The 18483-nt window shown below is 57.5% G+C and carries 19 protein-coding genes; 11 read left to right on the top strand and 8 right to left on the bottom strand.

What is annotated here, in order from left to right; translation table 11 throughout:
• Positions 1-91 precede the first annotated feature (91 nt).
• From AC2FIO_RS02210 to grxD, 6 genes are all read left to right on the top strand, one after another.
• Positions 92-997: a LysR family transcriptional regulator gene (locus tag AC2FIO_RS02210; RefSeq protein WP_058271530.1), complete on the top strand. Its 906-nt coding sequence runs from the start codon at positions 92-94 to the stop codon at positions 995-997.
• 277 nt (positions 998-1274) lie between these two features.
• Positions 1275-3524: a mechanosensitive ion channel family protein gene (locus AC2FIO_RS02205; protein WP_282118513.1), complete on the top strand. Its 2250-nt coding sequence runs from the start codon at positions 1275-1277 to the stop codon at positions 3522-3524.
• A gap of 189 nt (positions 3525-3713) precedes the next feature.
• The gene (purL, locus tag AC2FIO_RS02200; protein WP_496695371.1) at positions 3714-5873 is read left to right on the top strand and encodes a phosphoribosylformylglycinamidine synthase subunit PurL; all 2160 of its coding nucleotides are present in this window, start codon (positions 3714-3716) and stop codon (positions 5871-5873) included.
• A gap of 136 nt (positions 5874-6009) precedes the next feature.
• Positions 6010-6246 carry a BolA/IbaG family iron-sulfur metabolism protein gene (locus AC2FIO_RS02195; RefSeq protein WP_108858706.1) on the top strand — a complete coding sequence of 79 codons (237 nt, stop codon included), beginning with the start codon at positions 6010-6012 and terminating at the stop codon, positions 6244-6246.
• A 250-nt stretch (positions 6247-6496) separates the two neighbouring features.
• Entirely contained in the window at positions 6497-6787 is a 291-nt protein-coding gene (locus tag AC2FIO_RS02190) for a hypothetical protein (protein ID WP_496695369.1), read from the top strand.
• Positions 6774-7136 (top strand): Grx4 family monothiol glutaredoxin, encoded by a 363-nt coding sequence (grxD, locus tag AC2FIO_RS02185; RefSeq protein WP_108858708.1) that lies wholly within the window; start codon positions 6774-6776, stop codon positions 7134-7136. Before AC2FIO_RS02190 ends, grxD begins: the two co-directional genes overlap by 14 nt.
• Here grxD and AC2FIO_RS02180 read toward each other — a convergent pair whose 3' ends face one another.
• From AC2FIO_RS02180 to AC2FIO_RS02170, 3 genes are read right to left on the bottom strand one after another with little or no spacing between them, the layout of a single operon-like run.
• A complete protein-coding gene (locus AC2FIO_RS02180; RefSeq protein WP_109311584.1) occupies positions 7137-7487 on the bottom strand; it encodes an MliC family protein in 351 nt (116 codons plus the stop codon).
• Positions 7484-7879 (bottom strand): cell division protein ZapA, encoded by a 396-nt coding sequence (locus AC2FIO_RS02175; RefSeq protein WP_058277846.1) that lies wholly within the window; start codon positions 7877-7879, stop codon positions 7484-7486. Before AC2FIO_RS02175 ends, AC2FIO_RS02180 begins: the two co-directional genes overlap by 4 nt.
• Positions 7879-8676, bottom strand: a complete 798-nt coding sequence (locus tag AC2FIO_RS02170) for a hypothetical protein (RefSeq protein WP_496695367.1) — start codon at positions 8674-8676, stop codon at positions 7879-7881. The genes AC2FIO_RS02175 and AC2FIO_RS02170 overlap by 1 nt, the downstream gene beginning before the upstream one ends.
• A 234-nt stretch (positions 8677-8910) precedes the next feature.
• Between AC2FIO_RS02170 and tkt the strand changes: the two genes are divergently transcribed.
• A complete protein-coding gene (gene tkt, locus AC2FIO_RS02165; protein WP_496695366.1) occupies positions 8911-10935 on the top strand; it encodes a transketolase in 2025 nt (674 codons plus the stop codon).
• A gap of 52 nt (positions 10936-10987) precedes the next feature.
• Here tkt and AC2FIO_RS02160 read toward each other — a convergent pair whose 3' ends face one another.
• Together AC2FIO_RS02160 and AC2FIO_RS02155 are read right to left on the bottom strand one after the other, a co-directional pair.
• Positions 10988-11305 (bottom strand): hypothetical protein, encoded by a 318-nt coding sequence (locus AC2FIO_RS02160; protein WP_496695364.1) that lies wholly within the window; start codon positions 11303-11305, stop codon positions 10988-10990.
• A gap of 111 nt (positions 11306-11416) precedes the next feature.
• Positions 11417-12388 carry a DUF808 domain-containing protein gene (locus AC2FIO_RS02155; RefSeq protein ID WP_496695362.1) on the bottom strand — a complete coding sequence of 324 codons (972 nt, stop codon included), beginning with the start codon at positions 12386-12388 and terminating at the stop codon, positions 11417-11419.
• A gap of 181 nt (positions 12389-12569) precedes the next feature.
• Here AC2FIO_RS02155 and gap (AC2FIO_RS02150) point away from each other — a divergent pair, with 181 nt between their 5' ends.
• The 3 genes from gap (AC2FIO_RS02150) (at position 12570) to gap (AC2FIO_RS02140) (ending at position 14873) form a co-directional block, all read left to right on the top strand.
• Complete coding sequence (gene gap, locus AC2FIO_RS02150; protein WP_058277839.1) at positions 12570-13571, top strand: type I glyceraldehyde-3-phosphate dehydrogenase; 1002 nt, start codon at positions 12570-12572, stop codon at positions 13569-13571.
• Positions 13572-13642: 71 nt separating this feature from the next.
• A complete protein-coding gene (locus AC2FIO_RS02145; RefSeq protein ID WP_282118521.1) occupies positions 13643-13786 on the top strand; it encodes a hypothetical protein in 144 nt (47 codons plus the stop codon).
• Positions 13787-13868: 82 nt separating this feature from the next.
• Entirely contained in the window at positions 13869-14873 is a 1005-nt protein-coding gene (gap, locus tag AC2FIO_RS02140; RefSeq protein ID WP_496695359.1) for a type I glyceraldehyde-3-phosphate dehydrogenase, read from the top strand.
• On the opposite strand, the gene coaD is transcribed toward gap (AC2FIO_RS02140), so the two are convergent.
• From coaD to AC2FIO_RS02125, 3 genes are all read right to left on the bottom strand, one after another.
• Positions 14865-15356 (bottom strand): pantetheine-phosphate adenylyltransferase, encoded by a 492-nt coding sequence (gene coaD / locus AC2FIO_RS02135; RefSeq protein ID WP_058271515.1) that lies wholly within the window; start codon positions 15354-15356, stop codon positions 14865-14867. The genes gap (AC2FIO_RS02140) and coaD overlap by 9 nt on opposite strands.
• An 85-nt stretch (positions 15357-15441) precedes the next feature.
• Entirely contained in the window at positions 15442-15879 is a 438-nt protein-coding gene (locus tag AC2FIO_RS02130; protein ID WP_058271514.1) for a CBS domain-containing protein, read from the bottom strand.
• A 60-nt stretch (positions 15880-15939) separates the two neighbouring features.
• A complete protein-coding gene (locus tag AC2FIO_RS02125; protein WP_496695357.1) occupies positions 15940-16842 on the bottom strand; it encodes a LysR family transcriptional regulator in 903 nt (300 codons plus the stop codon).
• 104 nt (positions 16843-16946) lie between these two features.
• Here AC2FIO_RS02125 and AC2FIO_RS02120 point away from each other — a divergent pair, with 104 nt between their 5' ends.
• Entirely contained in the window at positions 16947-18446 is a 1500-nt protein-coding gene (locus AC2FIO_RS02120) for a CoA-acylating methylmalonate-semialdehyde dehydrogenase (protein ID WP_058271513.1), read from the top strand.
• Positions 18447-18483: the final 37 nt, after the last annotated feature.

The raw sequence follows: 18483 nt of genomic DNA, 5'->3' as shown, positions 1-18483 counted from the left end.
CAGTCTGTTATTGTAACGTTTCAACAGTTTGAATGTAGAACTTGTTACCTATTTCATATAGGGCTTCGGAAGGATAACGAAAGTTGCGGCGATGGATTGGGACAAGTTAAGGATATTTCACGCGGTTGCGGATGCCGGCAGCCTGACACATGCGGGGGACAAGCTGAATCTGTCTCAATCCGCGGTCAGCCGGCAGATCCGTGCGCTTGAAGAGTCGCTTGATTCGACGCTCTTTCACCGCCACGCCCGCGGCCTGATTCTAACCGAACAGGGTGAGTTGCTGTTTGACGCGACATCAGCCATGTCGAAACGTCTGGACGCCGCCGCTGCCCGCATTCGCGACAGCGAAGAAGAAGTGTTCGGAGTTTTGCGCGTCACCACCACGTTTGGCTTCGGTACACTGTGGCTGGCGCCGCGCCTACCAAAACTGTACGAGCAATACCCCGATCTGAACATCGACTTGATGCTGGAGGAGCGTGTTCTCGACCTGCCGATGCGCGAGGCTGATGTTGCCATCCGCATGAAAGAGCCCAGCCAGGCCGATCTGGTGCGAAAACGCCTGATGACCGTGCAAATGCAGCTTTACGCTACGCCGGAATACCTGGAAGAACGCGGCAGCCCGGAAAGTCCCGAAGACATCTCGAAACACAGGTTGATCTGCCAGACACCCTCGGCCCCGCAGGTCGGCGCAAGCGCAATGATGGTCCGGCACCTGATGACCTACAATCCGACCTCTCTGTTGACGGTGAACAACTATTTCGGCGTTTTGCAGGGTGTTTTACACAACCTCGGCATCGGCGTGTTGCCGGATTACGTGACCCATGACTTTCCGCATCTGCAGTCGATCCTGTCGGACATCGAAACCGCCGATGTCCCGGTTTATCTCGCCTACCCCGAGGAACTGCGCCATTCCAAACGCGTCGCGGCATTCCGCGATTTTGTTCAGGATGAGATCATTGCGCAGCGCAAGCAGTTGAAGCAGATGGGAAAACTGTAGCTATGCACCAGTGGCATAGCGGCAATGATCTGCGATCAGTCTATAAAACCTTGATAGTGCACAAACCGCCCCCTAAATGAGCAATCGAAGGCGGTGATGCTGTAACGCTCATCATCTTCACCTCCCTGTTGGACTACGGCCGAGCTTAGTGCTCGGCCTTTTTTTTGCCCGCAACACTAAATTCATATCTGAAATGGGTGAAACATCTGGGAAAATCCTGCACTTAAGCCTATGATCACGAAAAAATCATCAAGACTTATGGTCGAGGACAGATTCGATGTTTCACCTCACTCGCCTGTTAATGGCGTTCTTCTCCATTGCGCTATTATCTGGGCCAGCACTTGCCCAGGTCACTAGTACCTCTAGTGCACCGGCTACCGTCACAATCCCCGAGGATCTGACGCCCGAACAAGTCGATGACATGGTGGCACGAATGTCCGACGACCAGGTCCGCGCGATCTTGTTGGAGCGTCTGGACGCAGTTGCGGAAAAAAACGCCGCCGAAGCGGAAGAGCGCGAAGACCCAATCACGGAAATCAATGAGATCTGGGCCGAAATGGTGGCGTCGTGGACTCAGGTTATCGTCACGGTCCCGAACATCTTCAGTGCGCAAGCCGACGCTTTCAAAAACTTTTCGGCAACCTTTGGTACGACCGGCGCGTTTACCCTGCTGGGCCTGATCCTCAGTGTACTTGTCGTCGGCTTCCTCGCGGAAAAGCTGTTCGAATTCCTTACTCGCCGGTGGCACGAACATGCTGAAGTTGGGGATGAAAATGACCTTTGGGGCGCCGTCAGGTACCTGTTTCGCCGTTTTTGCCGCGAGATCGCAGGATTGGTCGTGTTCTATGTCGTCATCCGCGCGGTCGGGCGTGGGCTTCTGACTCCGGAACAAATCACCTACGCGGCACCCTTCGTTTTTTACCTGATCTGGATTCCGCGCTTGGGCGCAGCGGCCTCGCGGTTCGTACTTGCACCAAGCAAACCACACTACCGGCTGGTAAACATTGATGATCACTGGGCGAAATACCTACACCGCAACCTGATCGGTCTGCTTATTTTGGTCGGTTTCACGCTGTTCTTGCTTCATTTCAACAGGCTGAACGGCATTACCGGCGGCGAAACACGCATTGGTTTCTGGCTGAACGCAGCGATCCATATCTATATCGGCGTCATCGCCTGGACCGCGCGCGAAGGCCTGTCTCAGATGATGTTGGGTACAGACCCTGATCACTCCAAATTTGATGAGGAAGTCGCCCACTACTACCCCTACTTCGCAATCGGCGTGTCGGCGGTAATCTGGCTGCTGGTCGAGTTTATCGTAGCGCAACGCAATCCTTCGTCCTTGGCGCTGCTGGTCAAGGGGGCGCATTTCACCACCATGGCATGGCTGCTACTCGCACCTGCGTTGGATACGCTGATACGTGGGCTGGTTCGCCATCTGCAACCGCCGATGCTCGGCGAAGGACCGGTGGCCGAGCGCGCATACAAGTCCACTAAACGCAGCTATATCCGGATTGGTCGGGTTTTGGCCGGCATTCTTGTCATCCTGATGATTGCCCGGGCATGGGATCTCGACCTCAGTGAAATCGCGGGCGGTGGGGATGAATCCGGTAGCAAGGTCATCCAGTTCTTCATCATCATTGCTGTTGGCTACATCCTGAACGAGGTCGTTTCGCTTTGGATCAACCGTCGCCTTGCGAAAGAGCAAACTGCGGTTGAACAAAGTGCCGATCAAGAAGCGGGCGAAGGCGGCGGTTCCGGTGGATCACGTCTGGCGACGGTTCTGCCCCTGCTACGTGTGACCGCTCAGGTCGCGATTGCGGTGATCTTTGTCCTGCTCGCGCTTGGCGCGCTGGGTCTGGATATCACGCCGCTGCTTGCTGGTGCCGGTATTCTTGGCCTGGCCATCGGCTTTGGTGCGCAAAAGCTTGTTTCGGACATTGTCGGCGGAATCTTCTTCCTGATCGACGATGCGTTCCGGGTTGGTGAATATGTTGATATCGGCGGCACCATGGGAACGGTCGAAAAGATCTCGATCCGCTCCATGCAATTGCGCCACCACCGCGGTCTGGTTCACACCATCCCCTATGGTGAGATTCAGAAGATCACCAACTTCAGCCGTGACTGGGTCATCATGAAGCTGAAATTCACCGTGCCCTTTGATACAGATCCCAACAAGGTGAAGAAAATCTTCAAGAAGATCGGTGCCGAGATGATGGAGGACGAAGTTCACAAGGACGGCTTCCTGCAGCCCTTCAAATCTCAGGGCGTATTCGACTTTGACGATGTCGGCATGATCATCCGCGGCAAGTTCATGGCCAAACCGGGTAAGCAGTTCACTCTGCGCAAAGAGATCTTCAACCGGGTCAAGGCTGCCTTCAAGGAAAACGGCATCGACTTTGCCCGTCGCGAAGTTCGTGTCGCCATCCCGGGACTGGACGAAGCTGAAAACCTGACCGAAGAACAAAAAGCAGCAGTTGGCGCTGCGGCTGCAGATGCGTCCAGAAAGGCGCAGAACCCAGCTTAACGATAATGGATCATCCGCTGACGCGTCAGCGGGTGACACCCGCACGTTCCAAACAACAGACGGAACCGGCCCAATTGGCGGTTCCGTTTTTTACTTTCACAATTGGCCTGCGCTGACTTGACCCTTTCCACAAGCGGCACCTTGCCCTAAAAGGCCCGCAATCCCGGCCAACCTGGACAAGGACATACGATGCAAGAGCCCGCCATCACCCCGGATCTGATTGCCGCACACGGGCTTAAGCCCGAAGAATACGATATGATCCTTGAGATCATCGGGCGCGAGCCGACTTTTACCGAACTCGGCATCTTTTCGGCCATGTGGAACGAACATTGTTCCTACAAATCGTCCAAGAAATGGCTGCGCACCCTGCCCACCTCTGGACCTCAGGTGATCTGCGGGCCAGGTGAAAACGCCGGCGTTGTGGATATCGGCGACGGTCAGGCGGTGGTGTTCAAGATGGAAAGCCACAACCATCCCTCTTATATCGAACCCTATCAAGGTGCGGCCACAGGTGTTGGCGGCATTCTGCGCGACGTCTTCACCATGGGTGCGCGCCCCATCGCATCGATGAACGCGCTGTCATTTGGCGAGCCCGGCCACCACAAGACCCGCCAGCTGGTCAACGGTGTGGTCGAAGGCATTGGCGGTTACGGCAACTGCTTTGGTGTCCCTTGCGTGGGTGGCGAAGTTCGGTTCCATCCCGCCTACAACGGCAACTGCCTTGTGAACGCCTTTGCTGCAGGTCTGGCCGACAGCGACAAGATTTTCTATTCGGCGGCCTCTGGCGTCGGCATGCCCGTCGTGTATCTGGGTGCAAAAACCGGACGTGACGGTGTTGGCGGCGCAACCATGGCCTCGGCCGAGTTTGACGACACAATCGAAGAAAAGCGCCCGACCGTTCAGGTCGGTGACCCGTTCACCGAGAAGCGCCTGATGGAGGCGACGCTGGAGCTGATGCAGACCGGTGCCGTGATTTCGATCCAGGATATGGGTGCAGCGGGTCTGACCTGTTCCGCCGTTGAAATGGGCGACAAGGGTGGTCTGGGTGTGCGTCTGGATCTGGAAAACGTTCCTCAGCGCGAAGAAGATATGACAGCCTATGAGATGATGCTGTCTGAATCGCAAGAACGCATGCTGATGGTCCTCAAGCCCGAGCTTGAAGCCGAAGCCCGCGCCGTGTTTGAAAAATGGGATCTGGACTTTGCAATCGTCGGCGAAACCATCGCCGAAGACCGCTTCCTGATCCTTCACAACGGCCAAGTCAAAGCCGATCTGGTCCTGTCCAAGCTGTCCTCGACGGCACCGGAATACGACCGCCCATGGGAAGCCACGCCAGAAGCCGAAGAGCTGGCCGAAGTCCCGCAAATCGACCCGATCGACGGTCTGCGCGCCTTGCTTGCTTCCCCGAACTATGCAGGCAAGCAGTGGGTTTATGAGCAGTACGACACCATGGTCATGGCCGACACCGCCCGCACACCGGGCCTGGGCGCAGGCATGGTCCGCGTGCACGGCACTGACAAGGCGCTTGCCTTCACCAGCGACGTAACCCCGCGCTATGTCCGCGCCAACCCTGTTGAGGGCGGCAAGCAGGCTGTGGCCGAGGCCTACCGCAACCTGACCGCCGTGGGGGCAAACCCCTTGGCAACCACCGACAACCTGAACTTCGGCAACCCCGAAAAGCCCGAGATCATGGGCCAGTTCGTCGGCGCGATCCAAGGTATCGGCGAAGCCGTAGCCGCGCTGGATATGCCAATCGTGTCGGGCAACGTCTCGCTGTATAACGAAACCGATGGTCAGGCGATCCTGCCGACCCCGACCATTGGCGCCGTAGGCTTGCTGAATCACACGGACGAGATCATCGGCAACGAGGTCCGCGAGGGTCACGTGGCATTGGTGATTGGAGAAACCAATGGCCATCTTGGCCAATCCGCCCTGCTGGCCGAAGTGTTCAACCGCGAAGACGGCGACGCGCCGCATGTCGATCTGGATGCCGAAAAACGCAATGGCGAGTTTATCCGTGCCAACCGTGAGATGATCAAGGCCTGCACCGATCTGGGTGACGGTGGTCTGGCGCTGGCAGCCTTTGAGCTGGCGGAATCCGCAGGCGTCGGCGTTCACCTCGATGAAGCCTCGACCGAGTTCCTGTTCGGCGAGGATCAGGCCCGTTATCTGGTCGCGTGCAACTTTGATCAGGCCGAGGCATTGATGATCGCTGCTGGTCAGGCAGGCGTCCCTCTGGTGTCCGTAGGTCGGTTCACTGGCGATAGCATTCGGGTTGGCAACTCTGAGGCCGCGTTAGAGGATCTGGCTACCACGTTCCGCACCAGCTTTGCTGAAGCCGTCGCCTAACACCGAAGCAAACTTTGCAACATGAAACCTGCGCCTGTCCTGGCGCAGGTTTTGTCGTTTCAGGGCCCCTATCCTCCCCTTGCACGCCCCGTCTGGGCGCTCTACATCTTGAGAAAGACCTTCAGGAGAAACCTACATGCCGATGAGCGCCCACGAAATCGAAGCCCTACTGCGCGAAACCTTTCCGGATGCGGAAATTCAGGTTGGCGGAAGCGATGGCGTGCATATGTCCGCAATGGTCGTGGACGAAAGCTTTCGCGGGAAAAACCGGGTGCAACAGCAGCGCGCAGTCTATTCGGCCCTGAAGGGCAAGATGGACGGCGCGGACGGAGAGTTACACGCTCTGGCGCTGACCACGAAAGTGCCTGAGTGAGCACGGCTTTTTGGGCATATTCGCTTTGGGGCGCCGTGTTTGTCGGCATCGTCGGTATTTATGTCGTCGCCATTGTCAGGCGTAGCCGCTCTGCACGAAGACCCATCACGCGTGGACGCAAAGGGGCGACCCCCAGTCAGAATGCCAGCGTGGTCGCCTCAACGATGGACGGAGGCAGGGGGGGCGCGGTGAGTGCGATAGTTGTTCCGCGTGATCCGCAGCAATACGCAAAGACAATGGCTCCCCAAAAATGAACGGCTGGCTCTTCTGGATAGGCATCATTGCAGCATTGATAGTTGCCGCGGCACTTATCGAAGCCTATGTGAAGCGCAACAGAAAGCGTAAGCTGGCCGACATGCGCCCGGACCCGGACAAGATCAGCAAGGTCGGCGGCATTGAAAGATACGGGCTGGATCCGCTGGCCCTGGCACAGGCCGAGCATCGGCGACTAGAAGAAGAAGGATGGGTCCCGGACCCGCCAAAGGATGAAACGACCGCCCCCGACGCGGGTGAAAAGGACAAGCAAGATGACCGACGTTAAGACTCAGATCAACGAAACCGTCAAAGCCAACGATGTGGTGCTCTACATGAAAGGCACCAAAGAGATGCCCCAATGTGGGTTCTCGTCCCGCGTGGCCGGCGTGCTGAACTACATGGGCGTTGAATATGCCGATGTTAATGTTCTGGCCGACGAAGAGGTTCGTCAGGGCATCAAGGATTATTCTGACTGGCCGACCGTGCCACAGCTGTACGTCAAAGGTGAATTCGTCGGCGGTTGCGACATCATCACCGAGATGACCCTGTCGGGCGAATTGGACACGCTGTTTGACGAAAATGGTGTCGAATTCAACAAAGAAGCAGCTGACAAAATTCGCGAAGCAAACGCCTGATCAGCGACTGCTGCAATTCTCCAGAACAACCTGCTCACTGGTGGCCCCACTGGCCGCCAGAAAGCTGACGGTCGCATCCCACCCTTTTGACCGAAGGATATACGACCCGGTCTCTCCTTTGGATTCATAGCGAATACCTGATCCGCTGGGCACTTGCTGCAAGGCAACCAATTGGTTGTCTACCATCATCGCCGCCGCACCGGAGCCGTCGGACGCATTGAAATACGCAACCTGCAACTCAATGCCATTCTGGCAGGTGAAGCTAACCGGCAGGATATCCATGTCCGCCCAGGCCAAGCCCCCTGGTAGACCGAACAATCCGGCCAACGCTACCGTTTTCAACGCATTCATTTCGCCGTATTCTCCTCAACCACCGAGGCCAAGGCCTCAGCGCGTGCGGCCAGTTCGGCCAGTGTGTCCGTGACCGAAGGCGGGACGACCGCCACTTCAATCCTTTCAGGCTCGGGCTCGGGCCGGTTGCGCAGGCTTTGCAATTCGGCTTCAACTTCGGCCAGCTTGGCCTCTGCCCGTTTGAGCTTGTCATCTGTCGCGGCGGTCTTGTCGGCCAGCATCAGCCCAGCCATCAACAGCATGCGTGCTTCGGGCATCCGACCGATCTGATCAGACAAAACCTGCGCTTCGTCATCCAGCATTTTCGCCGCAGATTGCAGAAATGGCTCTTCACCGTCCTGGCAGGAAACGTCAAAACCACGGCCACCGATATGAATGGTCAATTCGGGCATTACTCTACCTCTCCCTCAGCCAGCTTTGCCTGCGACAGCAACGGCTCCAGCCGGGCCAGTACAGCCTGAGCTTCGGCAGCGTCGGTTGCCTGTGCAGCCTTTGTCGCCTCAAGTTCGGCCACAGTCGCGCGGTTCAACAGCTCGGCATCGGCCAGACCGTCCTTGCTGGCCGCCCGCAATTCATCCACCGAGTTGCGCAGTTGTTCGTTCGCCTTGCGCATACGTTGAAGATCATCATCCAAACGCGACATGGCCGCGCCGTGGCTGGCACGTTCCGCACGCAACATCTCAAGCTCTGCGCTTAACTCCGCAACACGCTCGCTGTCGGCCAATTCGGACCGCAACTTTTTATTCTCATCTTCAAGCGACTGCGTTTTGCTCACAACCGCTTTAAGTTCATCGTTTTCTGTCTTGAGAACAACCAGTTCGTCCTGGTTTTCCAATGCAGCTTTAGCCTCTGCCAACTCGGCCCTGGCCGCTTCGACCGCCGCCAATTTGGCGGTGGCCTCTGTAAGCTGCTGACGCAACGCGCCGTTTTCAGGATCTTCGGCTGTCGTTGCTTTCAGCGCATCCATGTCGGCGCGCATCGCGTCGACTTCCTTCTCGTGCCGTTCCTTGAGGGATTTCAGCCGCTCTTCCAACTGCGCATTGGCGACGCGCTCGTCTTCCAATGCCGTGTGCAAAGCGGTGTCATCACCGCCACTTGCGGGCACCGTGTCACGCAGGGCGTCGACACCGGTTCCAATCCTCTCCATCGCGGCAACGATACGGCGCTGTAATTCTTCGATCTGGCTCATGCCCCTGCCACCTCTTTACCAAGGTTCACTTTTTCGCGGCCCGTCCGAATCAATACAGGCCGGGTATTGGCCTAGTCTAACCGAATGAAACGGAAAATACCCACTGTTTGCTTTCAATCACTTGGACAGCATTCTTGAACCACGAACGCGACGCAACCCCCGGTTCCACTTGCACTTTGGGGGGTGGATGGTATTGAGCGCCTCATCTGCCTGTAATCCAAAGGAACAACGCCCGTGGACCTGACTGCGCTGCGCAATGCCAATCCTGAACACTGGAACAAGGCTGCGGCTATCCGCACCCTGACCCTTGACGCCGTCGCTGCCGCCAATTCCGGCCATTCCGGTATGCCAATGGGCATGGCCGACGTTGCGACCGTGCTGTTTGAAAAGCACCTGAAATTTGACGCCTCGGCCCCGAACTGGCCTGATCGTGACCGGTTCATCCTGTCTGCTGGTCACGGTTCGATGTTGGTCTATTCTCTGTTGTATCTCACTGGTCATGCGGATGTGACACTGGATGAGATCAAGAACTTCCGCCAGCTGGGTGCAAAAACTGCGGGTCACCCGGAAAACTTCCTGGTGAACGGTATCGAAACCACCACCGGGCCACTGGGTCAGGGCATTTCCAACGCAGTTGGTTTCGCCATGGCCGAAGAAATCCAGCGTGCGCATTACGGCAAAAAGGTCGTCGATCACTATACTTATGTGATTGCGGGCGACGGTTGCCTGATGGAAGGCGTCAGCCAAGAGGCCATCACACTGGCTGGCCGTCATGAGCTGAGCAAGCTGATTGTTTTCTGGGACAACAACAACATCACCATCGACGGCACCGTGGATATTGCTGATCGCACCGATCAGGTGCGCCGCTTCAAGGCCTCGGGCTGGAACGTGATTGAAATCGATGGCCATGATCCGATCGCGATTGATGCGGCCATTGTGCAAGCCAAATCGTCCAACAAACCATCCATGATCGCCTGCGAAAGCCACATCGCGCTGGGTCACGCCGCACAGGATACTTCCAAAGGTCACGGCGCATTGACCGATCAGGATCAGCTGAAAGCCGCCAAAAACGGCTATGGTTGGCCCCATGATGCCTTTGTGGTCCCTACTGACGTCAAATCGGCTTGGGAGGCCATCGGTGCCCGTGGCGCGGCTGAACGCGCCGAATGGGAAGAGCGTTTCGCGCAGATTTCCGAACGCAAACAGGCCGAATTCAACCGCGCCTATGCGTTTGATGCACCTAAGAAACTGGCCGGTTCCATCCGTGCGTTCAAAAAGCAGATGTCGGAAGATCAGCCGAAACTCGCCACCCGCGCGTCTTCGGAAAAGGTTCTGAACGTAGTGAACCCGATCATGCCCGAGACCGTTGGCGGTTCCGCCGACCTGACCGGGTCGAACAACACCAAATCTGCGGATATGGGCGTGTTCCTGCCGGAAAACCGCAAGGGTCGCTATATCCACTATGGAATCCGCGAACACGGCATGGCCGCAGCGATGAACGGTATGGCGTTGCACGGCGGTATCCGCCCCTATGGCGGCACGTTCATGGCGTTCACCGACTATGCCCGCCCCTCGATGCGTTTGGCCGCCTTGATGAAGGTGCCTACGGTCTTCGTGATGACCCACGACTCAATCGGTCTGGGCGAAGACGGCCCAACCCACCAGCCGGTTGAGCATCTGGCCATCTCGCGCGCGACGCCGAACACTTATGTGTTCCGTCCCGCCGATGTGGTTGAGACGGCTGAGGCATGGGAACTGGCGCTGACGTTCAAGGACAGCCCTTCGGTTCTGTCGCTGACCCGTCAGGGCGTGCCGACGGTGCGTAAAGAACACAAGGCCAAGAACCTGACCGCGCAAGGCGCATATGTTCTGGCCGATGCCGAGGGCAAGCGTCAGGCCATTCTGATCGCCACCGGGTCCGAAGTGTCGCTGGCGATGGAAGCCAAAGCGATGCTCGAGGCTGAAGGCATCGGCACCCGCGTCGTCTCCATGCCGTCGATGGAGCTGTTTGCGCAGCAGGATGAAGCCTATCGCAAGCGCGTCCTGCCGGGCGGCCCTGTCCGCGTCGGTATCGAGGCCGCCGTTCGCGCCGGTGGCTGGGATCGCTGGTTGCTGGGTGAACGTGGTCGCGAAGCCAAAGCCGGTTTCATCGGCATGTCCAGCTTCGGTGCGTCGGCCCCAGCCGGTGAACTGTACAAGCATTTCGGCATCACCGCCGAGGCGACAGTGGCCAAGGTCAAGGAACTTCTGGGTCAGTAAACACTCTGCTCATCAGCCAGATACAAAAAAGGGCGGCTTTGGCCGCCCTTTCCTATTTTGGCTGCTTTAGCTCGGCCTTCAACGCCGTATAGGCCCGTTTCGCATAATCCAATCGCAACTCATACCGTTCTGCTGGCACAATCCCATCGGGCACGTTCTGCCCTGCAGCAGACAAAACCTGCCTAACATGCGTTCCATATAGCTGAATGAATTGCGCCGACTGGCCGCTGAGCAGGTTAAACAATCGCCCCCCTGCCCACTTGGCGCGTCGGGCCGCAGTCTCCGCCGTGTCGATCCGGAAATGCAGTACCTGGTAAAGCCTGAGCGGTTCAAACGGCATTTGTTCCGCGCCAAGGTTCATGGCCGACAAGGCCGCCGTTTTGCGTTTGGCTGCGCGCCCCTTCAATTGTATGCGGACCCAACTCTGAACCGGTCGATAAGCCGGCAAATGGCTCAGGTCACTCCTTTCAGGATTCTCAATTCAATGCGCATCAGTCTTCTTTGAAAACATCCCGATCATCGGCCCGACCACCTTTGTCGCCACCGGGATCAGAACAAACCCCCAGGCCAGACCGAACACACCGTCCATTGTCGCCTTGGATACCCATTCAACAACACCGGTCCACTGCTCAGACACCGAATGACCAATGGCATAGGCCCAGTCGTGGATGTGGTGTCCCAGCCACCCAAAGCCCAGAACCTCCATCCCGTGAATGATGATGGAACCGCCGACCCACAACATCGCGGCTGTGCCGACTATGGACAGGATTTTCATGACAACCGGCATGGCTTTGACCAACCCGCGCCCAAGCCCTCGCCCAATCGGTGTCGGTGCGTTTTGCGCGAGGTACAGCCCGACATCGTCCATCTTCACGATCAGGGCAACTGACCCGTAGACCGCCACGGTGACACCGATCCCCACAACCGCCAAGGTCGCGGCCTGCATCCACAGGTTTGGGGCCTCAATCGCGGCCAGCGCAATCGTCATGATTTCAGCCGAAAGGATAAAATCCGTCTTGATCGCGCCTTTGACCTTTTGCTCTTCCAGATGGCCGGGGTCGCGAATGGCCATGTCTTCCTCGATAACGTGACTGCCATGAGGGAATAGGACATGAAATATCTTCTCGGCCCCCTCGAAACACAAGTAAGAGCCGCCGATCATCAGCAAAGGCGTGATCAACCACGGAGCAAAATTCGCCAGTAGCAAAGCAACCGGCAGCAGCAGGATAATCTTGTTGAATATGGAACCACGCGCGATGCGCCAAATGATGGGCAACTCGCGCGCCGGGGCGAATCCCTGAACGTATTTCGGGGTTACGGCGGCATCGTCGATGATCACACCAGCGGTCTTTGCGCCCGCCTTTCCGGCCGCCGCGACCACATCGTCCACGGACGAGGCCGCAACCTTTGCAATACCTGCTACGTCATCCAACAGGGCCAACAGACCGCTCATGGTGTTTCCTTTCACTTCACCTGCCGCAACCGGAGCCTACCCGATCCGACGGCTAGCGCAAGCGTTAGCGCAACCGGCGCAGGTTTGCGCTAACACGTTAAAAATATGTCACTTTTGGTCTTTTGAGAAAGCGCTTTGACAGCTATATGGCGTCCAACGCAAGCGCATTTGGAGACAGCACATGACCATCAAGGTCGGTATCAATGGTTTTGGCCGCATTGGCCGCTGCACGTTGTCGCATATCGCGGCATCCGCCCGCAACGACATCGAAGTGATCAAGGTCAACGCAACCGGCCCGCTGGAAACCACAGCGCACCTGCTAAAGTATGACAGTGTCCACGGACGTTTCCCCCGCGATGTCGCAATCGATGGCAAAACCATGGATCTGGGCCGCGGCCCGATGGAGATGTTCTCGACCTATGACATGAACGAACTGGACTGGGATGGCTGCGATGTCGTTCTGGAATGCACCGGTAAATTCAATGACGGCCTGAAAGCCAAAACACACCTGGATCGCGGTGCACAAAGGGTCCTGCTGTCTGCCCCGGGCAAAAACGTCGATAAGACCATCGTCTATGGTGTAAACCACAACAGCCTTGTGGCCGATGACAAAATGGTCTCGAACGGCTCGTGCACCACGAACTGCCTTGCTCCGCTTGCCAAGGTACTGGACGAGGGCATCGGCATCGAGAACGGCATCATGACCACGATCCATGCTTATACCGGCGACCAGCCGACCCTGGACCGCCGTCACAGCGATTTGTACCGCGCCCGTGCTGCAGCGATGTCGATGATTCCGACATCGACAGGTGCCGCGAAAGCCTTGGGTGAGGTTCTGCCCAATCTGAAAGGTCGCCTGGATGGTTCGGCCATCCGTGTCCCGACCCCGAATGTTTCTGCGGTTGACCTGACATTCCGCGCTGCTCGTGATGTAACGGTAGAAGAAGTGAACGCTATCGTACGCGAAGCCTCATTGGGTTCGATGCAGCGTGTTCTAGGCTATGAACCCGCACCGCTTGTTTCGACCGATTTCAACAACACCGAGGAAAGCTCGATCTTCGCACCCGACCAAACCCGCGTTGTCGGCGACCGCATGGTTCGCGTTCTGGCTTGGTACGACAACGAATGGGCGTTCTCGGTCCGCATGGCAGACGTCGCAGTTGCCATGGGTCGCCTTAACTAAGGTTGCTTTGAAATCTTGAACCTTTTCGCCCGCTCAGGTTAACTGGGCGGGCGTTTTCGTCCGGGGCAAGCATGACAAATCAAATCGCCATCTGGCTTGCCCTGCTCATTCTGAGCTTGTTCGTTATCAGCTATGCCCTCTTTGGAACCGAACAATTCGTGTTCCTTGGCAAGAAACTCTACACCTTTCTGGACTGGCTCGCCTTCTGGCGGTGACAGAGGTTTTGCTTGACTTTTCCTCTGAACTGGCTTTGTTAGCGCTAACTTCACATTAGCCGCATTTCGGACGGAGCAGGACATGACACTCAAGCTGGCAATCAACGGATTTGGACGGATCGGACGCGGCGTGCTGCGGGCGGTCATGGAATCCGGGCGCACTGACGTTGAAATCGTTGCGATAAACGACTTGGCGAAGCCGGAAATGAACGCGCATCTGTTCGAATTCGACAGCGTCCATGGCCGGTACGGCAAACCTGTCACTTTAACCGAGGCAGGCCTGGACGTTGGAAACGGCCCAATCCGCCTGAGCAGCGAGCGTGAGCCGGAAAAACTGGATTGGTCCGATGTGGACGTCGTTCTGGAATGCACTGGCGTATTCCGCACACGCGAAGCTGCATCCCGCCATTTCACGAACGGATCGAAGAAGGTATTGATCTCGGCCCCCGCCCGCGGCGATGGCGCTGTGAAAACGATCGTGTTTGGCGTTAACGATCACGAGCTTACGGCCGAAGATAACGTGGTGTCCAATGCGTCTTGTACCACCAACTGCCTGTCACCGGTGGCCGCAGCGCTGGACGCAGGGCTAGGCATTGTCCACGGCAACATGACCACGGTTCACGCCTACACAGCCAGCCAACCGGTTCACGACACTGCCGGCAAAGACCCTTACCTGTCACGCGCGGCGGCATTGTCGATGATCCCAACCACTACGGGCGCGGCCTCTGCCGTTGGCCTCGTCCTGCCGCAACTGGCCGGCAAGCTGACAGGTCAGGCCATTCGTGTCCCAACACCGAACGTGTCCGTGGTTGATCTGGTCGCCGAAGTCTCACGCCCGACAACCGAGGACGAAGTCAACGCGCTGTTTACCGAAGCCGCAGCCAGAATCCCCGGGGTTCTGGCGGCAGAGAACCGCCCGCTGATCTCGGTGGATTTCAACCACGACCCACACAGCTCGACCGTGTCGCTGCCGGAAACCAAGGTGACCGACGGCACACTGGTGCGTGTGCTGGCATGGTATGACAACGAGTGGGGTTTCTCGAACCGGATGCTGGACACCGCCGCAGCGATGGGTGCCCTAGCCTAAACGATCACGTAGCGCGGCATTAACGCGGGGCGTGACGAATTTCGACACGTCCCCGTCCAACCGGGCTATTTCCTTAACCAATTTGGAGGCAATGGCCTGATGCCGCGCCTCGGCCATCAGGAAGACCGTCTCGACCGTGTCGTCCAACGCCCGGTTCATCCCGACCATCTGGAATTCATATTCAAAATCCGCAACAGCCCGCAGCCCGCGGACAATGATCTGCGCCCCAACATCACGGGCGCAGTCGATCAGCAGGTTTTCAAAGGGATGCGCAACGATTTCGGTTCCCGTTTGCTCGGTCAGATGAGCACATTCCGCCTCGATCATCGCAACGCGTTCCTCGAGCGAGAACAAAGGCCCCTTATCGCGGTTGATCGCAACGCCAATGACGAGTTTGTCCACCAAAGCAGCCGCACGGCGAATGATATCGATATGACCCAAGGTGATTGGATCGAATGTTCCGGGATATAATCCAACCCTCATCGCGGCCTCCTGCGCAACAAAATTTCTGCGCAAGCAAACATAACTTCGCCGCAGGTGCAAGGGCCAGCTTTGGGGTTCAAGGGCCTCAATGCCCCATGATCATGCCTTGCAGCGCGTCTTTTTCCATAGCCAGTTCTGCCAGCTGCGCCTTTACCACGTCGCCCAGTGTGACGATCCCCACCAGCTTGCCATCTTCGACAACGGGCATGTGGCGAAAGCGCCCTTCGGTCATGCGGGTCATGATATCCTGAACCGTGTCCTGCTGAGTGGCTGTCACAAGGTTACGGGTCATATAGGCGCTGACTGGCTGCGCCAGGCAACCACTGCCGCTTGCGGCCAGCTCCCTTACGATGTCCCGCTCGGAAAGGATGCCTGATGCCGTTTCGCCGCCATCTTCTGATACAACAACCGTCCCGATCCGTTTTTCGGCCAGGATTTTCGAGGCGTCAGCCACAGTGATTGTCGGGCTGACTGTCTCGACCCCTCCGGTGGCCTTGGATTTCAGAATGGCCTGAACGAGCATAAGCGTAACCTCCGAAATAATGTCCTGTTTTCCAAAGCGTTGCCGGAATGCTTAAACCTGTCAAGGTGACACTTGAGCCTCAAGCCGCTCAACCTCTTCCCGAATACCCTGCGTCAAGGCCTGCGCAAACCGGTTCAATCTTTCATTCCGCTGATCGCCCTGATGTCGCACCAGGTGAAAACTCCGGGTCAAACTCACCTGATCCGTCAGGATTTTCTGCAGGTTGGGATGAAACGGCAAGGTGAAATCATGCGCAACACAAACCCCCGTTCCAAGCGTGGCCTGCCGCAGCTGAACCGACACCGAATTCGATGCAAGCGCGACACGGTCAACACCGATATCCCCTAGATAATCCAGCTCGCGGTCAAAGATCATATCCGGAATGTAGCCAATCATGCGATGGCCACTCAGGTCCTGGATCGAACGGATTGCCGGGTAAGAGGCCAGATAGTCGCGCGTCGCAACAAGGTGCAGTTTGTAATCGGTGATTTTCTGGACCAGAAGGCTCCCAGCTGTTGGTGCACTGACGGTCACCGCCATATCAGCCTCGCGCCGGGACAGGTTGATCACGCGCGGCAGGGCTAGGATCTGAATATCCAGATCGGGGTTTGCATCGCTGATTTTCGCGCAGACCTGCGGCAAAAGATAGTTGGCCGACCCATCCGGCGCGCCAATCCGTATTTGTCCGCTGAGCGTTTTCGAAGTGCCCGCCATCGCACCCGCCGCCGCGCGCATCGCCTCTTCGGCTTTCAGCCCGTGTTCCATCAGGCGTTCGCCCGCAGCGGTCAAAAGGTAGCCTTGTTGCGACTTGGTAAACAGGGGGGCTTCCAATGAGGCTTCCAACCGAGCAATCCGCCGCCCGACGGTGGCTGGGTCGATCTTCAGCTGACGCCCGGCAGCCGAAAGGCTTTCTTCGCGCGCGACGGCCAGAAAGACCCGCATATCATCCCAGTTTGGTGTCACGCCCCGCCCTTTGCATTTTTGCAAAACATCTTTGGGACATTGCCTCTGTTCAAGCAATTTATGCAAGCCTATTGTGCGCACAAACGCATCGGAGGAGATCTGCAATGACCGAGCTGTCCCATTTCATCAACGGCGAGAATGTCGCCGGAACCTCAGGACGATTTGACGACGTCTTTAACCCCGCCACTGGCGAGGTTCAGTACAAGTGCCCGATGGCAAGTGCTGCCGAAACCACGGCGGCAATCGAAAGCGCGGCCGCCGCGCAGCTTGCCTGGGGTGCAACCAATCCACAGAAACGCGCACGTGTCATGATGGCCATGGTTCACCTGATGAACCGCGACATGGACAAACTGGCCGAGGCGCTCAGCCGCGAGCATGGCAAAACCATCCCAGACGCCAAGGGCGACTTGCAGCGCGGTCTGGAAGTGATCGAATACTGCATCGCCGCACCGCAGATGCTGAAGGGTGAGTTCACCGACAGCGCAGGCCCTGGCATCGACATGTATTCCATGCGGCAGCCGCTGGGTGTTGTTGCATCCATCATGCCGTTCAACTTCCCAGCCATGATGCCGCTTTGGCACGTAGGCCCTGCCCTGGCCTGCGGCAACGCAGTGGTTCTGAAACCGTCCGAGCGTGATCCATCTGTGCCGCTGATGCTAGCAGAGCTGTTTGTCGAAGCCGGCCTGCCCAAGGGCGTCTTCCAGGTCGTCAACGGCGACAAAGAGGCCGTGGACACTCTGCTGGACAGCGATACCATCCAGGGCGTGTCCTTCGTTGGGTCGACCCCGATCGCGCAATACATCTATTCCCGCGCAACCGCGAACGGTAAGCGCGCGCAGTGTTTTGGCGGCGCCAAAAACCACATGATCGTCATGCCTGACGCGGATCTGGACCAGGCGGCCGACGCTCTGGTCGGTGCCGGTTTCGGCGCGGCGGGCGAGCGCTGCATGGCGATCTCCGTTGCAGTCCCCGTTGGCGAGGAAACCGCCGACGCTCTGATCGAAAAGCTGATCCCGCGTGTTGAAAAACTGAAGGTCGGCCCCTACACCGCCGGCGATGACGTCGACATGGGCCCAGTTGTAACCGGTGCTGCCAAAGAGCGTATTCTTGGTCTGATCAACTCGGGCGTAGAACAAGGCGCGAAGCTGGTTGTTGATAACCGCGACTTCAGCTTGCAGGGCTATGAGGACGGCTTCTTTGTCGGCCCACACCTGTTCGATAACGTTACGCCTGAGATGGACATCTACAAGCAAGAGATCTTTGGCCCGGTTCTGTCGACCGTGCGCGCAGGCTCTTATGAAGAAGCGCTGAAACTGGCGATGGATCACGAGTACGGCAACGGCACTGCAATCTTCACTCGCGATGGTGACACCGCCCGCGACTTTGCCAGCCGTGTGAATATCGGCATGGTCGGGATCAACGTTCCGATCCCTGTTCCGCTGGCCTACCACACCTTTGGCGGCTGGAAAAAATCTATGTTTGGTGACCTGAACCAGCACGGTCCGGACAGCTTCAAGTTCTACACCCGCACGAAAACCGTCACAGCGCGCTGGCCGTCGGGCATCAAAGAAGGTGGCGAATTCAACTTCAAAGCGATGGACTGATTTCCCGCCCAAACAAATTCAAAAGGCCGCCCCGTTG

The organism is Ruegeria sp. CDSB086 (genome assembly GCF_059611065.1).
Note: the sequence above shows the minus strand (reverse complement) of the source record. Positions and strands in the feature narration are given on the sequence as shown.

What these genes read in the sequence shown, in the direction of transcription:
- AC2FIO_RS02210 (WP_058271530.1), top strand. Translation starts at nt 92, where the DNA reads ATGGATTGGGACAAGTTAAGGATATTTCACGCGGTTGCGGATGCCGGC.
- AC2FIO_RS02205 (WP_282118513.1), top strand. Translation starts at nt 1,275, where the DNA reads ATGTTTCACCTCACTCGCCTGTTAATGGCGTTCTTCTCCATTGCGCTA.
- purL (WP_496695371.1), top strand. Translation starts at nt 3,714, where the DNA reads ATGCAAGAGCCCGCCATCACCCCGGATCTGATTGCCGCACACGGGCTT.
- AC2FIO_RS02195 (WP_108858706.1), top strand. Translation starts at nt 6,010, where the DNA reads ATGCCGATGAGCGCCCACGAAATCGAAGCCCTACTGCGCGAAACCTTT.
- AC2FIO_RS02190 (WP_496695369.1), top strand. Translation starts at nt 6,497, where the DNA reads ATGAACGGCTGGCTCTTCTGGATAGGCATCATTGCAGCATTGATAGTT.
- grxD (WP_108858708.1), top strand. Translation starts at nt 6,774, where the DNA reads ATGACCGACGTTAAGACTCAGATCAACGAAACCGTCAAAGCCAACGAT.
- AC2FIO_RS02180 (WP_109311584.1), bottom strand. Translation starts at nt 7,487, where the DNA reads ATGAATGCGTTGAAAACGGTAGCGTTGGCCGGATTGTTCGGTCTACCA.
- AC2FIO_RS02175 (WP_058277846.1), bottom strand. Translation starts at nt 7,879, where the DNA reads ATGCCCGAATTGACCATTCATATCGGTGGCCGTGGTTTTGACGTTTCC.
- AC2FIO_RS02170 (WP_496695367.1), bottom strand. Translation starts at nt 8,676, where the DNA reads ATGAGCCAGATCGAAGAATTACAGCGCCGTATCGTTGCCGCGATGGAG.
- AC2FIO_RS02155 (WP_496695362.1), bottom strand. Translation starts at nt 12,388, where the DNA reads ATGAGCGGTCTGTTGGCCCTGTTGGATGACGTAGCAGGTATTGCAAAG.
- gap (WP_058277839.1), top strand. Translation starts at nt 12,570, where the DNA reads ATGACCATCAAGGTCGGTATCAATGGTTTTGGCCGCATTGGCCGCTGC.
- AC2FIO_RS02145 (WP_282118521.1), top strand. Translation starts at nt 13,643, where the DNA reads ATGACAAATCAAATCGCCATCTGGCTTGCCCTGCTCATTCTGAGCTTG.
- gap (WP_496695359.1), top strand. Translation starts at nt 13,869, where the DNA reads ATGACACTCAAGCTGGCAATCAACGGATTTGGACGGATCGGACGCGGC.
- coaD (WP_058271515.1), bottom strand. Translation starts at nt 15,356, where the DNA reads ATGAGGGTTGGATTATATCCCGGAACATTCGATCCAATCACCTTGGGT.
- AC2FIO_RS02130 (WP_058271514.1), bottom strand. Translation starts at nt 15,879, where the DNA reads ATGCTCGTTCAGGCCATTCTGAAATCCAAGGCCACCGGAGGGGTCGAG.
- AC2FIO_RS02120 (WP_058271513.1), top strand. Translation starts at nt 16,947, where the DNA reads ATGACCGAGCTGTCCCATTTCATCAACGGCGAGAATGTCGCCGGAACC.